We start from the raw sequence: 21,212 nt of genomic DNA, 5'->3' as shown, positions 1-21,212 counted from the left end.
TGTCCGAGCCGACACCATCGGGTCAGCTCGGCCGGCCCAGCCCGGCGATGAGCAGGGCGACCAGTGCGCGCGGGTCGTAGCGTGTGTCGGACTCGGCGCCGATGCACAGGTTTCCGATGCCACGCAGCAGTTGATAGGGGCCGACGCCGGATTCGATCTCGCCCGCCGCCGCGGCCGCGTCGAGGAGCTCGGCGCAGACCGGGAGCAGGCGGTCGAGGAAGTACGCGTGCAGGGTCTCGAAGCTGCCGGTGTCGTTGTGCAGCGCGGCGGCGAGACCGTGCTTGGTGACCAGGAAGTCGACGAACAGGTCGACCCAGCGGCCCAGCGCGGCATGCGGGGTCGGACCCTCGGCGAGCAGCGCCGGTCCGGCCGCGGCGCAGGCGTCGACCTGGTGCCGGTAGACCGCGATGACGAGATCGGCCCTGGTCGGGAAGTGGCGGTAGATCGTGCCCATCCCCACGCCCGCCTCGGCGGCGATCTCGCGGACGGGCGCGTCGACGCCGGCGCGGACGAAGACCGCGGCGGCGGCGTCGAGCAGCGCCTGCTGATTGCGGCGGGCGTCCTTGCGTTTGGGGGCGGCGTCGGTCACCACGGTCCTTTCGGTTGCGAAGCGGAACAGTGCGCCAGGCCGCGGCACCGATCTCGCGGTGCGGTCAGCGCGCCCGCGACCGGCACCGCGCTGCCGGTCATCGTGTTCTCGCACGGCTACGGCTGGTCGATGGACGGGTACGCGCCACTGGCCGACCACTGGGCGGCCCACGGTTTCGTCGTCGTCCAGCCGACGCATCTGGATTCGCGGCGGTTCGGGATCCCGGCGGAAGACCCACGCACGCCACGGATCTGGCGCATCCGCGTCGACGATCTGCGGCGGGTGCTCGACGGGCTGGATGAGGTCGAAGCCGCCGTCCCCGGCTTGCGCGGCCGGGTCGACCACGAGCGCGTCGCCGTGGCGGGCCACTCCTGGGGCGCGCAATCGGCGAGCACTCGCTCGGCGGCATCGTCGGCTACGAGGTCGCCGAGACCACCGATGAGAAGCCCGCCCGCGTCGCCATGATCCAGCAGCTGACCTGTGCCTACCTGCGCACCGCACTGGGCGTGGACGACACCGCGTGGAAGGAGGCGCGCGCCGAGCTCGAGCGGTGCCGCGACCCGGAGGGTGAGGTGCGCAGCAAGTAGCCGAAGGGCGCCCCGACGCCCGGACAGGGTGTGCTGTGCGGGGCAACGAGCTCGGCCGGGCGACGTCGTACCGCCTGCGACCGCGGTGGCGCCGTCGGTGATCGGCGCGATGTCGTGTGCGGGCGGCGCGGGGTGTGGTCATGGTGTCCTGACAGAATGGGCGGGCGCCACCAGCTGGCAACCCGGCCGCACGCATCGGTGCGGCCGAACTCCCGGAGAGGCGGAACCCCACCGTGTTGGTCCTAGCGGCAACCCCGATGGGCGATGTCGGCGACGCGTCCCAGCGTCTGCGCGATGCGCTCGGCTCGGCCGATGTGGTCGCCGCGGAGGACACCCGCCGCACCAAGTCGCTGGCCAAGGCGCTCGGGGTCGAGATCACCGGCCGGGTCGTGAGCTTCTACGACCACGTCGAAACCGCGCGGATTCCCGCCCTGCTCGATGACATCGCCGCCGGGCTGACCGTGCTCCTGGTGACCGACGCGGGCATGCCCTCGGTCAGCGACCCCGGCTATCGCCTGGTCGCGGCCGCCGTCGAGCGCGACCTCCCGGTCACCTGCCTGCCCGGCCCGTCGGCGGTCACCACCGCCCTCGCCCTGTCGGGCCTGCCGGTCGAACGTTTCTGCTTCGACGGTTTCGCCCCGCGCAAGGGCGGCCCGCGCCGGGAATGGTTGCGCACCTTGGCCGCCGAGCAGCGCGCCTGCGTCTTCTTCGAGGCGCCGCACCGGCTGGCCGACTGCCTGGCCGACGCGGTCACCGTGCTCGGCCCCGATCGCCGCGCCGCCGTCTGCCGCGAACTCACCAAGACCTACGAGGAGGTCGTGCGCGGCACCCTCGCCGAACTCGCCGCCTGGTCCGTCGACGGTGCCCGCGGCGAGATCACCGTGGTTCTCGAAGGCGCCCAACCGGTTTCGGCCGATGCCGACGACCTGGTCGGCGAGGTCGAAGCCCTGGTGGCCAGCGGCATGCGCCTCAAGGACGCCTGCGCCGAGGTCTCCGCCGCCCGCGGCGCCTCCCGCAAGGATCTCTACGAGGCGGTCCTGGCGGCCCGTTCGGCCGAGTAGCGGCGACCGATTCATGGCACGGGTCCCGGTCGTGCGGCATCATCGCGGGTATGACCTCTTTGGACGCGAAGGCGAAGACTCTGCTCGAACTGCACCGGCCGGGTGACCCGGTGGTGCTGCCGACCGTATGGGACGCGTGGTCGGCGAATATCGCTGTGGCCGCTGGGTTTTCGGGGCTGACCATGGGTTCGCACCCGGTCGCCGATTCGGTGGGGCGCAGTGACGGGGAAGGGATGACGTTCGAGGAGCTGCTCGCGCGCGTCACCCAGGTCACCGGCGCGGTGGACGTGCCGGTGTCGGTCGACATCGAGTCCGGGTACGGGCAGGAGCCGGCGCGACTCATCGAAGGTCTGCTCGCGGCAGGCGCCGTCGGACTCAATATCGAAGACACCGTGCACCTCGAGGGCAAGCGTCTTCGTAGCGCCGAGGAGCACGCCGATCTCGTGCGCGGTCTCCGCGCGGCGGCCGACGCGGCGGGTGTGCACGTGGTCGTCAACGCGCGCACCGACCTGTTCCTGCGTCAGGACGGCGATGAAGCCGATCGCGTGGATCGCGCGATCGCCCGGCTCACCCTCGCCGCCGAGGCGGGCGCCGACGTGCTGTACCCGGTGGGCAGGCACACCGACGAGGTCCAGCTCAGGCTCACCGCCGAACTGCCGCTGCCGATCAACGCCATCGGCCAGCCGGGCACGCCGGCCAAGGAGCACTTCGCCGGGCTCGGCGTCGCCCGGATCAGCTTCGGCCCGTTCCTGCAGGCCGCGCTGGCCACGGAGGCGACCAGGTTGCTCGAAGCCTGGCAGTAACGAAAACGACGGCGGGCGCCCCCGCGAAGGGACGCCCGCCGTTCGCATCGCGTAGGCGCCTGTCGGCGTGCGCGTTCGTGTGGAGCTTCCACCATCGTGCTACCGCGCACTGTCGGCCTGTCCGGTGGGCGCACGCGCGAACAGCGGTCCGCCGCGGCGTTATTCCTTGGGTTCGACGTAGCGCGGGAACACCGGCTCCGGCGCGGGCAGCGCGATGCCGGGGACCAGGGGCGTCGCGATATCGGCGAAGGTGCGGCCCTCCTGCGCGAGCAGATCCAGGATCTTGGCGGCCGAACCCGGCATCACCGGCTGCACCAGGATCGCGACGATGCGCACCACCTCGAGGGTGACGTAGAGGACCGTGGCCATGCGGGCCAGGTCTTCCTCGGTGCCCGACTTGCGCAGCGCCCACGGCGCGTTGGCGGAGAAGTACCGGTTGGTCTCGCCGAGCGTCAGCCAGATGGCCTCCAGCGCCAGGTGCATCTGCTGGGTGTCGAACTCGGTGCGGCACTTGTCGAGCAGGGCGTTGGCGCGGTCGAGCAGGGCGCGGTCGTCCTCGGTGAACTCGCCCGGGGTCGGCGCCTTGGCGTCGCAGTTCTTGTTGACCATGGTGAGACTGCGCTGCACCAGGTTGCCGAACTCGTTGGCCAGGTCGGCGTTGATCCGGCCCGCGATGGCGTCGTTGCTGTAGCTGCCGTCCTGACCGTAGGAGATCTCCCGGAGCAGGAAGAAACGCACCTGGTCGAGACCGTAGGTGGACACCAGCGCGAGCGGGTCGACGACATTGCCCGTCGACTTCGACATCTTCTCGCCCTTGTTGTACAGGAATCCGTGCACGAACACGCGCTGCGGCAGTTCGATGCCGGCCGACATCAGGAACGCGGGCCAGTACACGGTGTGGAACCGGGTGATGTCCTTGCCGATGATGTGCACGTTCGCCGGCCAGAACTTCCGGAACTTCGCCGAGTCGGTGTCGGGGAAGCCGACGCCGGTCAGGTAGTTGGTGAGCGCGTCGACCCACACGTACATGACGTGATCGGGGTGGCCGGGCACCGGCACGCCCCAGTCGAAGGTGGTGCGCGAGATCGACAGATCCTTCAGCCCGGCCTTGACGTAGCTGACGATCTCGTTGCGCCGCGTCGCGGGCGCGATGAAATCGGGGTGCTCCTCGTAGAGGGCCAGCAGCTTGTCCTGGTACTCCGAGAGCTTGAAGAAGTAGTTCGACTCCTCGGTCCAGGTCACCGGGGTCTGCGACTCGGTGGACACGCGGGTGCCGTCGTCGAGGAGGGTGGTCTCCTCCTCGGTGTAGAACGCCTCGTCGCGGACCGAGTACCAGCCGGAGTAGTTGCCCAGGTAGATGTCGCCGTTGGCGAGCATCCGCTCCCAGATGGCGACGCTGGCGGCCTTGTGGTCCTCGTCGGTGGTGCGGATGAAGCGGTCGAAGGAGATGTCGAGCGCCTTGTCCATCGCCTCGAACACGTCGGAGTTGCGCGCCGCGAGCTCCTGCACCGGGATGCCCTCGGTGGCCGCGGTCTGCTGCATCTTCTGACCGTGCTCGTCGGTGCCGGTCATGAAGAACACGTCGTACCCGTCGAGCCGCTTGAACCGGGCCAGCGCGTCGGTCGAGATGTACTCGTACGCATGACCGATGTGCGGCGCACCGTTCGGGTACGCGATGGCCGTCGTGATGTAGAAGGCGGGCGCCTCGGCGCCGTCAGGTCGCTCGCTCATGATGGTCACTACTGTAATCCGCGTGGCAAACCAGAATCGTCCGGCTCCGCCCCTTCCGTCGCCGCTCACACCGTTGATCGACGCGCACACCCATCTCGACGCCTGTGGCGCGACCGATGCCGCCTCGACCACGGCGATCGTGGATCGCGCCGCCTCGGTGGGCGTGGGGCACGTGGTGACCGTGGCCGACGACCTCGCCGCCGCGCAGTGGGCGGTCGAGGCCGCGCACTGGGATCCGCGCGTGTACGCGGCCGTCGCCTTGCATCCGACCAGGGCGAACGCGCTGGACGACAAGGCGAAGGCGGTACTGGAAGACCTGGCCGCCGACCCTCGCGTCGTCGCGGTAGGCGAGACCGGGCTCGACTACTACTGGCCCGGCAAGCTCGACGGCTGCGCCGACGTCGAAACCCAGATCGAGGGCTTCCGCTGGCACATCGACCTGGCCAAACGGGTGCGCAAGCCACTGATGATCCACAACCGCGAGGCCGACCACGACCTGCTCACGGTGCTGCTCGACGAGGGTGCCCCGGACACGGTGATCTTCCACTGCTTCTCCTCCGACGCCACCATGGCCGAAGCGTGCGTGGCCGAGGGGTACGTGCTCAGCTTCTCCGGCACGGTGAGCTTCAAGAACGCGCACGAGTTGCGTGAGGCGGCCCAGCTCGTGCCCGACGACCAGATCCTGGTCGAGACCGACGCGCCCTATCTGACACCGCACCCGTATCGGGGTGCGCCCAACGAGTCGTACTGCCTGCCGTACACGGTGCGCGCGCTGGCCGAGGCGCGCGAGCAGGACCCGGTGGAGCTGGCCGAGATCACCACCGCCAACGCGCGCAGGCTGTACCGCATCCGATAGTCCGTTTCGTCCGGTCGGCAGGGGGCTGGACGCTAAACGTGTTTCGGCTCACATTCGGCCGCTCGGGTCGTTATCTACCAGCGATGTCTATACCGAATCGTGATCTGCGATCCCGCTGATCGGGCGCACCCCTGTTGTCTCGCGCAAACCTTGTCGTTATCGTTCTGTAACCATGTCGGCTTTCGCGCGGATCAACTCGTCTCGCTCGCCGCTGCTGTACGCGGCGGTGGCGGCCATGCTGCTGATTCTCCTGGTCGGTGCCTCGCTGGCGATCACGAACCACAAGACGGTCGCGCTGGTCGTCGACGGCGAGCGGATCGAACACAGCACCATGGCCCGCGATGTGCGCGCCATCCTGGCCGACGCGGGCTACGAGCTCTCCGAACACGACGAGGTGAGCCCGCCGTCCGCGGCGAAGGTCGGCGACGGCGCGACCATCACCCTCAACCGCGGTCGCGAGATCACGATCACCGTCGACGGCACCGAACGCAAGGTGTGGACCACCGGCATCACCGCGGGCGACGCGCTCGCCCAGATGCAGATCCCGGCCGACACCCACGTGGTGCCGACCCGCACCGAGAAGCTGCCGCTGGCGGGTGCCGCGCTCAGCGTCTACACCCCGCGCACCATCACCCTCGTCGACGGCGGCGCGGCTCCCGTCGACGTGCGGCTGGCCGCGCCGACGGTCGGCGAATTCCTCACGGCGGCGGGCATTCCGCTGAAGGACCAGGACTTCGCCGAGCCCGCCGCCACCACTCCGCTGACCGGCGACATGCAGGTCACCGTCACCCGGCAGCGGATCGAGCAGCGCACCGAGACACTGCCGCTCGAGCCCACCGAGCAGGTGATCGAAGACGTCACCATGAACATGAGCCGCACCGTGGTCGAGAACCCGGGCGCACCCGGCCTGCACGAGGCCACCTTCGCCGTCACCATCACCAACGGTGTGGAGTCGAGCCGGGTGCAGACCAACTCCAACGTCATCACGCCCGCCCAGCCCAAGACCATCCGCAAGGGCGCCAAGCCCGGCACCGAGGTGCCGCCGGTCCGCGACGGCGCGATCTGGGACGCCCTGGCCAAATGTGAGTCGACCGGCAACTGGTCGATCAACACCGGCAACGGCTACTACGGCGGCATCCAGTTCGACCAGAGCACCTGGGAACGTCAGGGCGGCCTGAAGTACGCGCCCCGCGCCGACCTGGCCACCCGCGAAGAGCAGATCGCCATCGCCGAGGTCACCCGGGCCCGCCAGGGCTGGGGCGCCTGGCCCGCCTGCACCGGTCGCCTCGGACTGTAGTTCCGGCCGCGTTCGGCGGGTTCCGGTCGCCCGCCCGAGTTCGCGCGGTAGTTTGCTCTCGTTTCGCCGAGTCCGCTGTGCTCGTGCGGTCTCGGCTCGCTGACGAGTCGACGGGGTGGTTGTTGATGCGTGCGGTTTCGGCCTGGCGGATGGTGGCCGCGGCGGTGGCGGTGTCGGCGGGGATCGCCGTCGGGGCGCCGACGGCGGGGGCGCGGGAACCCGAGCCGGGCGCGGTGATCTCGGTGATCCCGCAGGCCGACGGCTTCCACGGGATGTCGGGCGCGCAGGTCATCGAGTACTGGACGCGCGGTGTCGGCGGCGTGACACAGCCCGCCAGCGGCGCGCTGTATCTGCCGAGCGGGGAAGCGCCGCCGGGCGGCTGGCCCGTGATCACCTACGACCACGGAACGACCGGGCTCGGTGCCGGGTGCGGAGGCCAGTCGGATCCGGCCGGTGCGCCATGGCCCGAATCGCAGGCACCGCAGGACGTGTTCCTGCGGCACCTCGTGTCGAAGGGCTTCGCCGTCGTCGCCCCGGACTACCTGGGGCTCGGTCGCTTCGACACCGGCCCGCACCCCTACCTCGACATCGACACCGAAGCCACCGCCACGCTCGACATGCTGCGCGCGGCGCGTTCGGTACGCGACGACCTGTCCCCGGTCTGGCTGGCGGCGGGCATGTCCCAGGGCGGGCACGCCGCGCTCGCCACGGCGCACCGACAGCCGGGTTACGCGCCCGAGCTGGACTTCCGTGGCACCATCGCGATCGACCCCGCCTCGGATGTGGAGAAGGTGGCGCCGCTGCTCGGTCCCGGCAATCCCGATCGGGTCCGTGGTGGCGTGCTCGGCTTCTCGTCGAGCATCCTGGCCGGTCTGCGGGCGGCCAGGCCCGAGGCGCGGGTCGACTCCTATCTGACCCCGGTCGGCCGCGCGGTGCTCGATGACATCGGCACGCTGTGCCAGGACGCCATCGACGAGCGGGTCGCCGACCTCACCCTGGGCGCCATGCTCACCCGCTCGCTCGGCGAGGAGCCGTTGCGCACGGCGATGGCCGACTACATGACGGTGCCGACCAGCGGCTACGACGCCCCGATCCTGTTGCTGCTCAACGCCACCGACCGCACGGTGCCCTCGCCGCTGCACGCCGCGCTGGCCGCGCAGTTCGCGGCGGGCGGGGTGGGCTTCCAGTCGGTGGTCGGCACCGGCAGTCACTGTGAGCTGAATCCGGCGATGTGGGCGGCGATCGACGAATTCCTCGACCGGTCCGTCTGACCCGCGCTCGAGTAGCTGGCCGCACCGCTTCCGGACGGCGTGCGCCCAACCGGCCGTTACCTGACCGGCGGCGGTTCGGTAGTCGAATACACCACCCTCGACTCCGCGGGCAACGAACGTCCGGCCAGCGGTGCGCTGTTCCTCCCGGCGGGTGACGCGCCTGCCACGGGCTGGCCGATCATCGCCTACGACCACGGCACCCTGGGGTCCGGCCCGGGGTGCGGCGGCCAGGCCGATCCCGATCTCGCGCCGCTGCCGGTGAACCGCACAGCCGAGGACAAGCTGATCCAGGGCCTGGTCGAGCAGGGCTTCGCCGTCGTCGCGCCGGACTACCTGGGGCTCGGCCGGTTCGACACCGGCCCGCACCCGTACCTCGAGGTGCGCAGCGAGGCCACGGCCACGATCGACCTGGTGCGCGCCGCCAGGGCAGTCAACCCTGAACTCTCGCGTACCTGGACCGTGGTCGGCGCCTCGCAGGGTGGCCACGCCGCGTTGAGCGCGGCACATGTGCAGGCGAGCTACGCGCCCGAGCTCGATTTCCGCGGCACCGTCGCCATCGACCCCGCCTCCGATGTGGAGAAGGCCCTGCCGCTGCTCGGCCCGTGGTTCCCCGAGGCCGAGGGCACCGCCGGGCTGTCGGCGTTCACCGTCAGCATCCTGGCCGGTCTGCGGGCGACCCATCCGGAAGCCGAGGTCGACTCCTACCTGACTCCGCTCGGCAAGCGGATCATCGACGCCGCGGGCGGACAGTGCATCGACGGCATCGTCGAGGATCTCGCCGGGCACGGACTCGGCGAACTGTTCAGCAGGCCGCTGTCGGCGGGCCCGCTGCGCGCCGCCCTCGCCGCGTACATGACGCTGCCGACCAGTGGTTACGACGCGCCGATCCTGTTGCTGGTCAACGCGACCGACGCCGTGGTGCCCTCCCCGCTGCACGCCGCGCTGGTCGGCCAGTTCGCGGCGGGCGGGGTCGACTTCGAGACGGTGACCGGTTTCGGTCAGCACACGGTGCTCGATCAGCGGATGAAGGACGCGCTCGCCGGTTTCGTCGACCGCGTCAACCAGGTGCCGCCGCAGCGCTGAGCCCGGCGCTCCGGGCCGGAACCGCCACGGTGACATCGGGTTCCGGATCGCCCGGCACGCCGGGACTTGATCTGTACACTCGTCCAAGTCCTGGCCGCCGGTGAAGAGAGCGATCCGTGCTGAAGAACCCGATCCGCGCGACGGTGGTCGCCGCGCTCACCGCGAGCGCGCTCACCGCCGCCGCCTTCGCGCCCGCCACGGCGCAGACCCCCGGCTCGACGATCGCCGTCGAACAGCGAGCCGCGGGGTGGCGTGGACTCGCGCGCGGGTCGGTCATCGAGTACTGGACGACCGATTCCGCGGGCGTCGCGCGCCCCGCCAGCGGCGCGGTGTTCCTGCCCGAGGGCGACGCACCGGCGACCGGCTGGCCGATCCTGGCCTACGACCACGGCACCTCGGGCTCCGGCCCCGGCTGCGGCGGGCAGGCCGATCCCGAGCTGGCGGGTTTCGCGCAGTATCGGGCCGCCGAGGACGCGCTGATCCGCAGTTTCGTCGAGCGCGGATTCGCCGTCGTCGCGCCGGACTACCTGGGTCTCGGCCGCTTCGACACCGGCCCGCACCCATATCTCGAGGTGCGCAGCGAGGCCACGGCCACCATCGACCTGGTCAGGGCCGCCCGCGCCGCCGACCCCGAGCTGTCGCGCACCTGGAGCGTGCTCGGTATCTCCCAGGGCGGTCACGCCGCGCTGAGCACCGCCCACGAACAGGCCGGATACGCGCCCGAACTCGACTTCCGCGGCACCGTGGCCGTCGACGCCGCCTCCGACGTGGAGAAGGTGCTGCCGTTCATCGGTCCGGACATGCCGAACATTCCGGTGCTGTCGGGGTCGACGTCCTTCGTCGTCAGCATCCTGGCCGGGCTGCGCGCCACCCATCCGGACGCCGACGTGGATTCCTACCTGACGCCGCTGGGCAAGTCGCTCGTCGACGCCGCGGGCGGCCAGTGCCTGGACGAGATCATCGCCGGGTCTCGCGGCTTGTGGGCGGGCGATGTCTTCACCCGCCCCCTCGCGGGGCTGCGCGACGTACTCGCCGACTACATGACCCTGCCGACCAGCGGCTACGACGCCCCGATGCTGTTGACGATGAACGTCACCGACACGATCGTGCCCTCCCCGCTGCACGCTGCGCTGGTCGCGCAGCTGGCGGCCAACGGCGTCGACCAGCAGGTGATCCCGGGCACCGGCGCGCACGGTTCGATCTCGGCGCAGCAGCGCACAGCGATCGACGCCTTCCTCGCCCGCGTGCACGCCGCCCCGCCGCAGCGCTGAGCTGCTCGATCGACGCGGTTGGTAGGTTCTAGCGGTGCCCGAACCTGAGATTCCCGCTCGCGGTAGCGCCGCGCTGCTCGGTCCCGCCGAAGTGCGGACCCTGGCCGAACGCTTCGGCGTGCGGCCGACCAAGCAGCTCGGCCAGAACTTCGTGCACGACGCGAACACGGTGCGCCGCATCGTCTCCGCCGCGGGTGTCGGCGCCGAGGACATCGTGCTCGAGGTCGGGCCCGGTCTCGGTTCGCTGACGCTGGCCCTGCTCGACGTGGTCGACCGGGTCGTCGCCGTGGAGATCGATCCGGTGCTGGCCAACTACCTGCCGGAGACCGTCGCGGACCGGGCGCCCGGCCTGGTCGACCGGTTGCGGGTGGTCGAGGCCGACGCGCTGCGGGTGCGCCCCGAGCAGCTGCCCGCCGCGCCGACGGCGCTGGTGGCGAACCTGCCGTACAACGTGGCGGTGCCGGTCCTGCTGCATCTGCTCGCGATCCTGCCGAGCATCACGGTGTCGCTGGTGATGGTGCAGGCCGAGGTGGCCGACCGGCTCGCCGCCGAACCCGGCAACCGGGTGTACGGCGTGCCGAGTGTGAAGGCGGGCTTCTTCGGCAAGGTGCGGCGCGCGGGCGCGGTGGGCACGCAGGTGTTCTGGCCGGTGCCGCGCGTCGAGTCGGGCCTGGTGCGGATCGATCGGTACGCCGAGCCGCCGTGGCCGATGGACGAGGCGCATCGCCGCCGGGTCTTCGAGGTGATCGACGCCGCGTTCGCGCAGCGCCGAAAGACGTTGCGCGCGGCCCTGTCCGGCTGGGCGGGCTCGCCTGCCGAGGCCGAACGCAGGCTGGTGGCGGCCGGTATCGACCCGACCGCGCGCGGGGAGACCCTGGACACGGCGGCGTTCGTCCGCCTCGCCGCCCAGGGCTGAACCCCCGGTACACGCGCCGTTCACCGGGCGGCGGCCACACGGCCTGTGAAAGCAATTGTGGACAACCGGTTTTCGCAGGTCGTCGAGTTGATCATGATGCGCGCACCGCGAACCCGACTGCTTGGGAAAACCCGGCCGACAGCCGCGCTGACCGCGGGTGTGGATGACGCTGTGGATGATTCTCCCCGCGCACGCGGTGAATGAACTGCCGGTGAACGCGATCCGGTACCACCACCCTGTTCGCCGCAGGTGTGGTGGTACCGGTCGCCCGGCATCACTTCAGCGCGTAGCCCGCCTCGTCGACGGCGGCCGCGACATCGGCGTCGGCCAGCTCGCCGGCGCTGTCGACGCGCACGAGGCCGCTCGCGAGGTCGACGTCCACGCTGGTGACACCGTCGATCTTACCGATCTCCTGCTTGACCGAGCTCACGCAATGTCCGCAGGTCATCCCCGTGACGGTGTAGGTGGTGGTGGCCATGGCCGACTCCTTCGCTGTTCGCTCATACGGTCCTGGGGTATGTCCCCGACACGAACGAACATACCCCCCGTGGGTACCTGGCGCAAGCCCTCGACCCGACCGGGGCCGGAGCGGGTGATTCGACGTGCGTACTCGTCGGTGTAACCCGTTACGCTTGGTGATCGTGCTGTCAGTTGTGCCCAGCCCGGTCGTCGTGCGCGCTCCTTCGAAGGTGAATCTGCATCTCGGAGTCGGTGATCTGCGTCCGGACGGATATCACGACCTGACCACCGTCTTCCAGGCCCTTTCCCTCGGCGACGAACTCGAACTCGCCCCCTCGGCCTCGCTCACCGTCCGGGTGAGCGGCGAAGGTGCCGCCGAGGTCCCCACCGACCGGACAAACCTGGTCTGGAAGGCCGCGGTGCGCCTGGCCCACCTGGCCGGTCGCGCGCCGCTGGTGGAGATCGCGATCGCCAAGGGTATCCCGGTGGCGGGCGGCATGGCCGGCGGCAGCGCCGACGCCGCGGCCGCGCTGGTGGGCCTCAACGAACTCTGGGACCTCGGCCTGGGCCGCGACGAACTGAGCGCCGTGGCCGCCGAACTCGGCAGCGACGTGCCCTTCGCCCTGCACGGCGGCACCGCGCTCGGCACCGGCCGCGGCGAACGCCTGCTCCCGGTGCTGTCGCGCAACACTTTCCACTGGGTCCTCGCCCTGGCCAAGGACGGGCTGTCCACGCCGTCGGTGTTCCGCGAACTGGACCGGCTGCGCGCCGAAGGCGATCCGCCGCGACTCGGTGACCCGCAGCAGCTCATGCAGGCCCTGGCCGCCGGCGACCCACACACCCTGGCGCCCCTGCTCGGCAACGACCTGCAAGCCGCGGCCCTCTCGCTGAAGCCGGAGCTGCGGCGCACCCTGCGCGCCGGTGTCGGCGCGGGCGCCCTCGCCGGACTCGTCTCGGGCTCCGGCCCCACCTGCGCGTTCCTGTGCGAGACCGAGGAGGCGGCGATCGCGGTCGCGGCCGAACTGGCGGGCGCGGGCGTCTGCCGCAGCGTGCGCACCGCGAGCGGCCCGGTCCCCGGCGCTCGCGTCCTCGACGCCGAGACACACGGCAAACACTGAGCCGGCCCGCGCCGACGGGCTCGGCGAGGCGGTCGAACCACTGCTCCGGCGCGGCCGCGGTGCGCGGTGAGGGCGCGGAGCGTGCGGGTCAGAGTGGTCGGCGGCCGGTCCTCTATGATCGGTTTCGACAGATTCCGCATGGACATGGGCAACTCGCCGGGGACGAGCCAACTGATCCAGCAATCCGATGCAAGCCGCCGACGTGCCGCCTCCCCGCGCCCGAGTCCGGCCTGAAGTCGCGGGGGAGGCGGAACAGGCGATCCACATCTATGTCCAACCTGATCAACCTCGAACAGGTCTCCAAGAGCTTCGGCATCAAGCCGCTGCTGGATGACGTCTCGCTCGGTGTGCACGCGGGGGAGCGGATCGGGGTGGTCGGTCTCAACGGCGGCGGCAAGACGACGCTGCTCGAGGTGCTGACCGGGCTGGAACCGCCGGACAGCGGTCGGGTGAGCCGGGTCGGTGGGCTGCGGATGGCCGTGGTCACCCAGCGCGGTGTGCTGCCCGACGACGCCACGATCGGCTCGGTGGTGCTGGCCGGCCTGTCCGACGACCTGTCGACCGTCGACATCGCCGAGCACGAATGGGCCGCCGACGCCCGCATCCGCTCGGTGCTCGACGGCATCGGCATCGCCGACCTCGGCCTCGACACCCCCGTCACCAACCTGTCCGGTGGCGAGCGCCGCCGCGTCGCGCTCGCCGCGGCCCTGGTGCGCGAGCTGGATCTGCTGGTCCTCGACGAGCCGACCAACCACCTGGACATCGAGGGTGTGCAGTGGCTGGCCAGGCACCTGGTCGACCGGCGGACCGCGCTCGTCGTCGTCACCCACGATCGCTGGTTCCTCGACACCGTCGCCACCCGCACCTGGGAGGTCGTCGGCGGCAAGGTGGAGACCTACGAGGGCGGCTACGGCGACTGGATCTTCGCCCGCGCGGAACGCGCCCGCCAGGCCGACGCCTCGGAGGCCCGCAGGCAGAACCTGGCCCGCAAGGAACTGGCCTGGCTGCGCCGCGGCGCCAAGGCCCGCACCTCCAAGCCGCGCTACCGGGTGGAGGCCGCCGAGGCCCTGATCGCCGACGTGCCGCCGCCGCGCGATTCGGTCTCGCTGGCCGCGTTCGCGCGCAAGCGGCTGGGCCGCGTGGTGATCGAACTCGAGGACGCCACCCTCACCACACCCGACGGCCGCGAGCTGGTCGGCGATCTGACCTGGCGGCTCGCGCCGGGTGAGCGGGTCGGTCTGGTCGGCGTGAACGGGTCGGGCAAGACGACGTTGCTGCGCGCGCTGGCCGGTGACGTGGAACCCACAACGGGCAAGCGGATCCAGGGCCAGACCGTACAGATCGGTTGGCTGCGGCAGGAACTCGACGATCTGCCCACCGACATGCGCGTGCTCGAGGCCGTGCAGCAGATCGCCCAGCGAATCATGCTCGGCGACAAGGAGATCTCGGCCGGTCAGCTGGCCGAACGGCTCGGCTTCACCCCCGCCAGGCAGCGCACGCCCGTCGGTGACCTGTCCGGCGGCGAGCGCCGCCGCCTGCAGCTGACCCGCATCCTGATGGCGGAGCCGAACGTGCTGCTGCTCGACGAGCCGACCAACGACCTCGACATCGACACCCTGCAACAGCTCGAGGATCTGCTCGACAACTGGGCGGGCACCCTCGTGGTCATCAGCCACGACCGCTACCTGGTCGAACGCATCTGTGACTCCACCTGGGCGCTGTTCGGCGACGGCAAGCTGACGAACCTGCCCGGTGGCATCGACCAGTACCTCACCAGGCGCGCCGCGCAGGCTTCCGCCGCCAAGCCGGTGGCCGCGAAACCGGCGGCGGCGTCGACGAGTTCGGCCGACCACCGTGCCGCGCGCAAGGAACTGTCGCGCTTGGAACGCACCATCGCCAAGCTCGACGAGCGCGAACAGAAGCTGCACGCCGCGCTCGCCGAAGCCGCCACCGACCCGGACAAGCTGGTCTCCCTCGGCGCCGAACTCAAAGAGGTCGTCGCGGAAAAGGAAGCGGCCGAGGAGCGCTGGATGGAACTGGCAGAGCTGGCCGAGGGTTAGGTCGCGGTTTCCCGGCCGTCGCTGATGACGACCGGTAAACAGGTCTGGACGAAATCCGCGCCGAATTCGGTGAGGATGATGCTGCGGTAGCTCACCTTGGTGCCGAAGCCGCGCTTCATCGCGTCGCGCACCTGCTCCTGCGCCTCGATGAGCTGATACCGGCTCGGATTGCCGACCGGTTCACGGGTGAATTCGATCAGGCCGAGCCTGCGCAGATTGGGCAGGTACTGCGGCACCCGGTTGGGGAAGCGCAGCCCGGCGTGCTCGCCGAGCAGCGTGAGCCCGCTGACCAGGCGCTCGCCGCCGAAGGCGCGCTGGCGGCCGGTGCGCACATCGATGGCCGGCTGCGGCCCGTCGACGTGTACGAAGCGCAGAATCCGGGCCTCGTCGGGCGTGATCTCGGCGAGGATGCCGGGGTAGGCCGGATGCGTATCCGGTTGGGCGGCATGGGTACTGGCCGACAGCCGCAGCAGTTCGGCGCCCTGCTCGCGCAGCGTCGGCATGCCCGCCTCGCCGTGCGGGTCGGCGGCGGTGGGCAGGCCAAGCGCGTGCCGAAGCCGGTCGCGCACTTCACCTTCGGCCTCGGCGAGCACGTCCTTGGGCGGGTTGCCCGCGATGCTGCCGCGCAGCACGGTGACGGTCACGCCGAGTGCGGTGTCCAGCGTCCACAGCGTCATTCCGGAGGCCGCGGTCAGCGCGACCCGGGCGACCCCGGTCGCGGCCCGCACGGTCTGCGCCGGCGACACCGGCAGCACCCCACGGCGTTCGCCGATGGGCGCGGGCGGGCGCCCGGGTTGTCGGACCACCTCGGTGGACGGACTCGGGTCGTCTACAGCCATGTGGTCGCCACTCCTGTTCCGAAGACCAGGATGTGAGCGTATCCGGCGAGGAGCCCCAACGCGCCGCCATGCACGAAAAGCAACCATTCGTCCTGTTTGATGGCCGAACGCAGCATGTCCACGAAGTCGTGCGGGGAAAGCGCGGACATTTGCCGGGCGATGTACTCGTTGACCTGCCTGCCCTGTTGGACATTGAACTCGGGATCGGCGAAGGCCATCGGCGCGATCGTCATCGCCTCGGCGGTGAGCGTCGACTGCAGCGAATCGTATTCACGGCTGCCGAGCATGAACTTCACGGCGGGCCGCGCCGGGCCGAGCGCGCGGTCGGCCGCCGGGCGCAGGGTGTCCTCGAGCATTTGGAGCGTGCGGTCCGAGCGCGGGCCGTTGAGCAGTTCGTCGCCGATATTGGCGACGGTCACGACCTCGGTCGAGACCAGCGCCGCGTAGCCCGCGGTGATCTCGGGCTGTCGCTTGATCAGCAGGCCCTGCCGCCAGGGGCACCACCACTTGGGCGTGGCGGGCGCGAAGATCATATTGATGCCCACCCAGTTCACCACCCAGCCGATGATGATGCCGCCGATCGGCAGCACGATCAGCGGCGAGAGGCCGGTGGTGTGCAGCGCGAGCACCAGCAGCAGACCGCAGGGTGCGCCGAAATAGAAGCCGAAGTTCTGCATGAATCGCAGTTCCTTGGCACCGAGCACCTGGAACAGCTGGTTGAGCAATTGCGGGCGGGCCTGGAAATAACGGATGACCATCTGCTTCACGTCCAGCAGCTGATCGATATTGGTGCCGAGTTCGATGGTGAGTTCGCGCAGGATCTCCGGCAGCTGCGAGCGCACCCGCTGATGCACCATCTCGCGGACCTGGGTGGGCAGGTTGTACCAGAGCTGGGGGTGCTCGCGGCGCAGGATCACCTCGACGATGTCGCTGATCTGCGCGTCGGCCACCTCGGCCAGATGTTCGGCGAGCTTCTCCGGATCGAGCTCGCGATAGAAGTCGGAGACGCTGCCCAATTTCGACAGGCCCTTGTCGACGGCGATGCTGGCCATCTTGTCGGCGCGCGAGGGCACGATGCCCTGCCAGCCGATCCGGCCGTCGTAGCTGAGCAGGGGCAATACCTGAATCCGCTTGGGCAGGTACGGAAAAACCGCGCGCAGTCCGGGGAGGTGGATCCCGTAGAACTTGATCGGCTGGAACAGCATCAGGATGCCTGTCCAGTTGGTGATGTAACCGATCACCCCTGTGAAAAGCGGAATGGTCAAAATTTCGAGCAGGAGTGTCGGATGTAAACCGAACACACTCTCCAACACGACACCCTCCTGCCGTTACCCGGTGCCCACCGCCTCACCGGAAACCAAAATTAGCACCCCCGCGGCGAGGTGACCCTACTGTGAGGTGCGGAACCTGGTCCATTCGTCGTGCCCCAGGCCACAGGGTAGTGTCTGAGACATCAGTCACAGAACGTGTCCCGAATGCCGTACTCGCCCTGTTGAGTCGGAACAATGAGCACCACCACATCGTGGTGACGGGACACAAGCCGGCGCGGACAGGGGCGCGTCGCGTAGGCACTGTGCCTGGAGCGTGGTCGGGCAATAATCTGTGGGCGAGCAGTTCACCTGGCGAGACTTCGGAGTAGGACGTGACAGACGACAGGACCGGACAGGACCTGGCCCGTGCCGGTACCCGCGCCGTCGAGCGCAGCTCGGATGTCGAGCAGCGACAGATCAGCAACGAAGCCCGGTTGATCCGCGGCGTGTTCCGCGCGGCCGGACTGGCCGCGGGGACCGCGGTGCGCGGCAGCCAGTGGGCCGTCGGCACCACCTACGAGGTGACCAAGGAACTGGCTCAGGCGGCACTGGACGGCGAGTCCTCGGCCGATATCGCCGAGCGCACCGGTAACGCCCTGCGCTCGATCGCGCGCAGCGCGCTCGGCGTCACCGAGGGTTCGGTGCGCGAGATCGTCAGCTATGTGCCGACGTCCAACGGGTCGACCCAGCAGGCCGTCACCGTCGGGCCCTACCTGCGCTCGGCGACCACCGACGACCTGCGCCGCCGTGGCGACGCCCTGCTGGCCCGTTCGGCCGACGTCTACTTCACCGAGGACGTGCACCCGGCCTACGACCGCATCCTCGACGAGATCGCGCCCGACGAGGCCCGCATCCTGCGGTTCATGGCCCTCAACGGGCCGCAGCCCTCGGTCGACGTGCGTACCAACCGTCCGCTCGGCATCGGCTCGGAACTGGTCCAGGGCGACCTGACCTCCGTGCCGGAACAGGCGGGCGTGCGCTACCCGGACCGGGCCCGCTCGTACCTGATCAATCTCAACCGTCTCGGCCTCACCTTCACCTCCGACGATCCGGTCGTCCTGAGCCGCTACATGGTGCTCGAGGTGCAGCCGGTCGTCGAGGACGCGCTCAAGAAGGCGGGCCGCGCGCCCAAGATCGTCCGCAAGAGCCTGCGGCTGTCGGAGTTCGGCGAGGACTTCTGCCGCACCTGCTTCACCATCGGGTAGTAGCTGAGACAGCACGGCTGTCCCGGCGCCGAGGTCACGCTCAGGTGTCGGCAGTGATAGCGATCTGATACAGATCCGGCACTACCGTCGTTTCAGTGGGATCGTGGAGACATGGAGCAGGTGCCCGGATCCCCGGACGTGCGGCCCGATGAGGAGGTCGCGCGCCCCTGGGTGCGCCCGGGACCGGTGCTGCCCGGCGAGGAGGAACCGCTCGTCGCCGGGCCGGAGACGGGGGAGGGCTGGGTGAGCGAGGAACCGGAGCACGACGAGCCGGAGCCGATCACGCGCCCGCCCGATCACCCCGACGACGTCACCGCGATCAGCAGGCTCAAGTTCCGCTACCTGCGCACGCTCGACACCAAGAGCTGGGACGAGTTCGCGGACACCATGATTCCCGAGGCGACCGCCACCTACAGCGAATACCTGCAGTTCGAGTCGCGCGAGGCGTTCCTCGCCTTCCTGCGCAACACCCTCGGCCCGCACGTGATCACCGAGCATCGCTGCGATCATCCCGAGATCGACGTCGACGGTGACACCGCCACCGGAACCTGGTATCTCGCCGACACGGTGATCATCCCCGAGCACAACATGTGCCTGCGTGGTGCTGCCTTCTACACGGACCGCTACGTCCGTTGCGAGGACGGGCACTGGCGCATCGCGCACACCGGGTACGAGCGCACCTACGAGGTGGTGCTCTCCCTCAGCGACCTGCCCAGTTTGCGCCTCACGGCCAGTCGCTGGGGCATGATCGCGCAGGAGAACCACATCTCCTCGGTGGAACGCAACCCCGGACCCGCCGCCTGAGGCCGACTCAGACAGTTGACCAGTTAGTCGGCGGTCGCGACGAGCGGTTCCAGCGTGAGCTTCGGGTGCTCCTTCTCGATGTACTGCAGTCGCCATTTGTCGCTGAACAGCGCCAGGATCGCCCCGTCGGTACGGGTGAACACCTCGACGCCGCGTTGGCGGTCCAGCTCGGGTGCCGACTCGGCGTCGGTGCGCCGGGCCAGGGTGAAGGGCAGGAAATCCAGCTGGGTTTCCACATTGAACTCCGCCTGCATGCGGGCGGTGACCACTTCGAACTGCATCGGGCCGACCGCGGCGAGCACGGGCGAGGCGTCACCGCGGGCGTCGTTGCGCAGCACCTGCACCACGCCCTCGGAGTCGAGCTGGTCGATGGCCTTGCGGAACTGCTTGTACTTGCCCGCGCTCTGCGCCCGCAGGGTCGCGAAATGTTCCGGGGCGAAGCTCGGGATCGGCGGGAACTCCACCTTCTTGTCCACGAACAGGGTGTGGCCCGGCGCCAGTGCGGTCGCGTTCACCAGGCCGACCACGTCACCGGGGTAGGCGGTGTCGACGGTGGTGCGCTCGCGGCCGAACACGGTCAGCGCGTACTTGGTGGCGAACGGGCGACCGGTCTGCGCGTGCGTGACCACCATGCCGCGCTCGAACTCACCGGACACGATCCGCATGAAGGCCAGCCGGTCGCGGTGCGCGGTGTCCATGCCCGCCTGCACCTTGAACACCACCGCGCTGAACGGGTCACCGGTCGCGCGGTCCTTGCCCGCGACATCGGCGCGTGGACCCGGCGCGGGCGCCAGCGCGACCAGCGTCTCCAGCAGCTGGCGCACGCCGAAGTTCAGCATCGCCGAAGCGTAGATGACCGGCGAGGTCTGTCCGGCCAGGAACAGCTCCTGATCGTGGTCCTGCCCGGTCGCCGAGAGCAGCTCGCTCTCCTCGGCCGCGGTCGTCCACGCCTCGCCCTCGCGCGACTCGGCCTCGGCCGGGGTCAGCGACTCCTCCGGCGCGATGGTCGCGCCACCGGCGGTGCGGGTGAAGTGGATGTATTCGGTGGCCTCGCCCTCGGGACCGCGGCGCAACAGCCCGCGGAAATCGCCCGCGATGCCGACCGGCAGGAACAGCGGGGTCGGGGTGAGCCCGATCCGCTCGCTGATCTCGTCGAGCAGCTCGAGCGGCGCCTGGCCGGGGCGGTCCCACTTGTTGATGACGGTGATCACGGGGATGCCGCGATGGCGACAGACCTGGAACAGCTTCAGCGTCTGCGGCTCCAGACCCTTGGCCGCGTCGATGAGCATCACCGCGGCGTCGACCGCGGTGAGCACGCGGTAGGTGTCCTCGGAGAAGTCGGAGTGGCCGGGGGTGTCGACGAGGTTGATCACGTTGTCGATGTCGGAGCCCGCGGCGCGGTAGTTGAACTGCAGCGCGGTCGAGCTCACCGAGATGCCGCGCGCTTTCTCCATCTCCATCCAGTCCGACACGGTCGACTTACGGCCGGCCTTGCCGTGGATGGCGCCCGCCTCGGAGATCATCCTGGCGTGCAGCGCCAGCGCCTCGGTCAGCGTGGACTTACCGGCGTCGGGATGCGAGATCACGGCGAACGTGCGGCGGCGGGCGACCTCGGCGGGAAGTCCGCGCGGAGTGGGGGCGGCGCTATCTCCGGACTCGGTCAACGCGGAACCTCCTGGGTTTTTGGAGCGCTGGCGCGCTCGAGTTCGCGGCCCCTTCAGTCCCGGGGGGGGGGGGGGGGGGGGGGGGGGGGGGGGGGGGGGGGGGGGGGCGGGCGCCCCCCCCGCGGCGCGGGGCGCGCCCCCCCCGGCGCGCGGGGGGCGGGGGGGGGCGGCCCCGGCCGGGGGGGGGGGGGGGGGGGCGCGGCCGCCCCCCCCCCCCCCCCGGCCCGGCGCCCCCCCCCCCCCCCCCCCCCCCCCCCACGACCGCCCAGCTCACGGACGGTTCGCTGC

General features: G+C 70.3%; 20 protein-coding genes. 14 read left to right on the top strand and 6 right to left on the bottom strand.

Features of this window, described 5'->3' with window-relative positions; genetic code table 11:
- Nucleotides 1-22: 22 nt before the first annotated feature.
- Nucleotides 23-589, bottom strand: coding sequence for a TetR/AcrR family transcriptional regulator (locus QH270_RS02560; protein ID WP_432420279.1), 567 nt, complete (start codon nt 587-589; stop codon nt 23-25).
- 102 nt (nt 590-691) lie between these two features.
- Between QH270_RS02560 and QH270_RS02555 the strand changes: the two genes are divergently transcribed.
- The 4 genes from QH270_RS02555 to QH270_RS02540 all read left to right on the top strand — a co-directional run bounded on the left by QH270_RS02555 (nt 692) and on the right by QH270_RS02540 (nt 3,040).
- Nucleotides 692-1,054 carry an alpha/beta hydrolase family protein gene (locus QH270_RS02555; protein WP_280338700.1) on the top strand — a complete coding sequence of 121 codons (363 nt, stop codon included), beginning with the start codon at nt 692-694 and terminating at the stop codon, nt 1,052-1,054.
- Entirely contained in the window at nt 1,051-1,176 is a 126-nt protein-coding gene (locus tag QH270_RS02550) for a hypothetical protein (RefSeq protein ID WP_280338699.1), read from the top strand. The genes QH270_RS02555 and QH270_RS02550 overlap by 4 nt, the downstream gene beginning before the upstream one ends.
- Nucleotides 1,177-1,409: 233 nt before the next feature.
- Nucleotides 1,410-2,237 (top strand): 16S rRNA (cytidine(1402)-2'-O)-methyltransferase, encoded by an 828-nt coding sequence (gene rsmI, locus QH270_RS02545; protein WP_280338698.1) that lies wholly within the window; start codon nt 1,410-1,412, stop codon nt 2,235-2,237.
- Between the two features lie 50 nt (nt 2,238-2,287).
- Nucleotides 2,288-3,040, top strand: a complete 753-nt coding sequence (locus QH270_RS02540) for an isocitrate lyase/PEP mutase family protein (RefSeq protein ID WP_280338697.1) — start codon at nt 2,288-2,290, stop codon at nt 3,038-3,040.
- 159 nt (nt 3,041-3,199) lie between these two features.
- Here QH270_RS02540 and metG read toward each other — a convergent pair whose 3' ends face one another.
- Nucleotides 3,200-4,771 (bottom strand): methionine--tRNA ligase, encoded by a 1,572-nt coding sequence (metG, locus tag QH270_RS02535; RefSeq protein ID WP_280338696.1) that lies wholly within the window; start codon nt 4,769-4,771, stop codon nt 3,200-3,202.
- 1 nt (nt 4,772) lies between these two features.
- On the opposite strand from metG, the gene QH270_RS02530 reads away from it, so the two are divergent.
- The 6 genes from QH270_RS02530 to rsmA all read left to right on the top strand — a co-directional run bounded on the left by QH270_RS02530 (nt 4,773) and on the right by rsmA (nt 11,465).
- On the top strand, nt 4,773-5,627 hold the full coding sequence (locus QH270_RS02530) for a TatD family hydrolase (RefSeq protein ID WP_432420278.1): 855 nt from the start codon (nt 4,773-4,775) through the stop codon (nt 5,625-5,627).
- A gap of 172 nt (nt 5,628-5,799) precedes the next feature.
- A complete protein-coding gene (locus QH270_RS02525) occupies nt 5,800-6,924 on the top strand; it encodes a resuscitation-promoting factor (RefSeq protein ID WP_280338694.1) in 1,125 nt (374 codons plus the stop codon).
- A gap of 125 nt (nt 6,925-7,049) precedes the next feature.
- Nucleotides 7,050-8,195, top strand: a complete 1,146-nt coding sequence (locus QH270_RS02520) for an alpha/beta fold hydrolase (protein ID WP_280338693.1) — start codon at nt 7,050-7,052, stop codon at nt 8,193-8,195.
- A 39-nt stretch (nt 8,196-8,234) separates the two neighbouring features.
- On the top strand, nt 8,235-9,278 hold the full coding sequence (locus QH270_RS02515) for a lipase family protein (RefSeq protein WP_280338692.1): 1,044 nt from the start codon (nt 8,235-8,237) through the stop codon (nt 9,276-9,278).
- Nucleotides 9,279-9,394: 116 nt separating this feature from the next.
- Nucleotides 9,395-10,549, top strand: coding sequence for a lipase family protein (locus QH270_RS02510; RefSeq protein ID WP_280338691.1), 1,155 nt, complete (start codon nt 9,395-9,397; stop codon nt 10,547-10,549).
- Between the two features lie 34 nt (nt 10,550-10,583).
- Entirely contained in the window at nt 10,584-11,465 is an 882-nt protein-coding gene (gene rsmA / locus QH270_RS02505) for a 16S rRNA (adenine(1518)-N(6)/adenine(1519)-N(6))-dimethyltransferase RsmA (RefSeq protein WP_280338690.1), read from the top strand.
- 274 nt (nt 11,466-11,739) lie between these two features.
- On the opposite strand, the gene QH270_RS02500 is transcribed toward rsmA, so the two are convergent.
- Nucleotides 11,740-11,943 carry a cation transporter gene (locus tag QH270_RS02500; protein WP_233000725.1) on the bottom strand — a complete coding sequence of 68 codons (204 nt, stop codon included), beginning with the start codon at nt 11,941-11,943 and terminating at the stop codon, nt 11,740-11,742.
- A gap of 163 nt (nt 11,944-12,106) precedes the next feature.
- Here QH270_RS02500 and QH270_RS02495 point away from each other — a divergent pair, with 163 nt between their 5' ends.
- Both QH270_RS02495 and QH270_RS02490 read left to right on the top strand, forming a co-directional pair.
- A complete protein-coding gene (locus QH270_RS02495) occupies nt 12,107-13,042 on the top strand; it encodes a 4-(cytidine 5'-diphospho)-2-C-methyl-D-erythritol kinase (protein ID WP_280338689.1) in 936 nt (311 codons plus the stop codon).
- 269 nt (nt 13,043-13,311) lie between these two features.
- Nucleotides 13,312-15,102 carry an ABC-F family ATP-binding cassette domain-containing protein gene (locus QH270_RS02490; protein WP_280338688.1) on the top strand — a complete coding sequence of 597 codons (1,791 nt, stop codon included), beginning with the start codon at nt 13,312-13,314 and terminating at the stop codon, nt 15,100-15,102.
- On the opposite strand, the gene QH270_RS02485 is transcribed toward QH270_RS02490, so the two are convergent.
- Nucleotides 15,099-15,941 (bottom strand): Abi-alpha family protein, encoded by an 843-nt coding sequence (locus QH270_RS02485; protein ID WP_280338687.1) that lies wholly within the window; start codon nt 15,939-15,941, stop codon nt 15,099-15,101. The genes QH270_RS02490 and QH270_RS02485 overlap by 4 nt on opposite strands.
- Nucleotides 15,932-17,182: a DUF445 domain-containing protein gene (locus QH270_RS02480; RefSeq protein ID WP_280338686.1), complete on the bottom strand. Its 1,251-nt coding sequence runs from the start codon at nt 17,180-17,182 to the stop codon at nt 15,932-15,934. Before QH270_RS02480 ends, QH270_RS02485 begins: the two co-directional genes overlap by 10 nt.
- 401 nt (nt 17,183-17,583) lie before the next feature.
- On the opposite strand from QH270_RS02480, the gene QH270_RS02475 reads away from it, so the two are divergent.
- Entirely contained in the window at nt 17,584-18,456 is an 873-nt protein-coding gene (locus QH270_RS02475) for an Abi-alpha family protein (RefSeq protein ID WP_280338685.1), read from the top strand.
- Between the two features lie 279 nt (nt 18,457-18,735).
- Nucleotides 18,736-19,260: a nuclear transport factor 2 family protein gene (locus tag QH270_RS02470; protein ID WP_280338720.1), complete on the top strand. Its 525-nt coding sequence runs from the start codon at nt 18,736-18,738 to the stop codon at nt 19,258-19,260.
- Between the two features lie 23 nt (nt 19,261-19,283).
- Here the strand turns inward: QH270_RS02470 and QH270_RS02465 are convergent, their stop codons facing one another.
- Complete coding sequence (locus QH270_RS02465; RefSeq protein ID WP_280220539.1) at nt 19,284-20,924, bottom strand: peptide chain release factor 3; 1,641 nt, start codon at nt 20,922-20,924, stop codon at nt 19,284-19,286.
- Nucleotides 20,925-21,212 lie beyond the last annotated feature (288 nt).

The sequence above is a fragment of the Nocardia neocaledoniensis genome (genome assembly GCF_029868625.1).
Lineage (GTDB): Bacteria > Actinomycetota > Actinomycetes > Mycobacteriales > Mycobacteriaceae > Nocardia > Nocardia neocaledoniensis_A.
Note: the sequence above shows the minus strand (reverse complement) of the source record. Positions and strands in the feature narration are given on the sequence as shown.

Bases quoted from the DNA above. Each gene is read 5' to 3' on its own strand.
- QH270_RS02550 (WP_280338699.1), top strand. From the start codon at position 1,051: ATGATCCAGCAGCTGACCTGTGCCTACCTGCGCACCGCACTGGGCGTG.
- QH270_RS02540 (WP_280338697.1), top strand. From the start codon at position 2,288: ATGACCTCTTTGGACGCGAAGGCGAAGACTCTGCTCGAACTGCACCGG.
- metG (WP_280338696.1), bottom strand. From the start codon at position 4,771: ATGAGCGAGCGACCTGACGGCGCCGAGGCGCCCGCCTTCTACATCACG.
- QH270_RS02530 (WP_432420278.1), top strand. From the start codon at position 4,773: ATGGTCACTACTGTAATCCGCGTGGCAAACCAGAATCGTCCGGCTCCG.
- QH270_RS02525 (WP_280338694.1), top strand. From the start codon at position 5,800: ATGTCGGCTTTCGCGCGGATCAACTCGTCTCGCTCGCCGCTGCTGTAC.
- QH270_RS02520 (WP_280338693.1), top strand. From the start codon at position 7,050: ATGCGTGCGGTTTCGGCCTGGCGGATGGTGGCCGCGGCGGTGGCGGTG.
- QH270_RS02500 (WP_233000725.1), bottom strand. From the start codon at position 11,943: ATGGCCACCACCACCTACACCGTCACGGGGATGACCTGCGGACATTGC.
- QH270_RS02490 (WP_280338688.1), top strand. From the start codon at position 13,312: ATGTCCAACCTGATCAACCTCGAACAGGTCTCCAAGAGCTTCGGCATC.
- QH270_RS02485 (WP_280338687.1), bottom strand. From the start codon at position 15,941: ATGGCTGTAGACGACCCGAGTCCGTCCACCGAGGTGGTCCGACAACCC.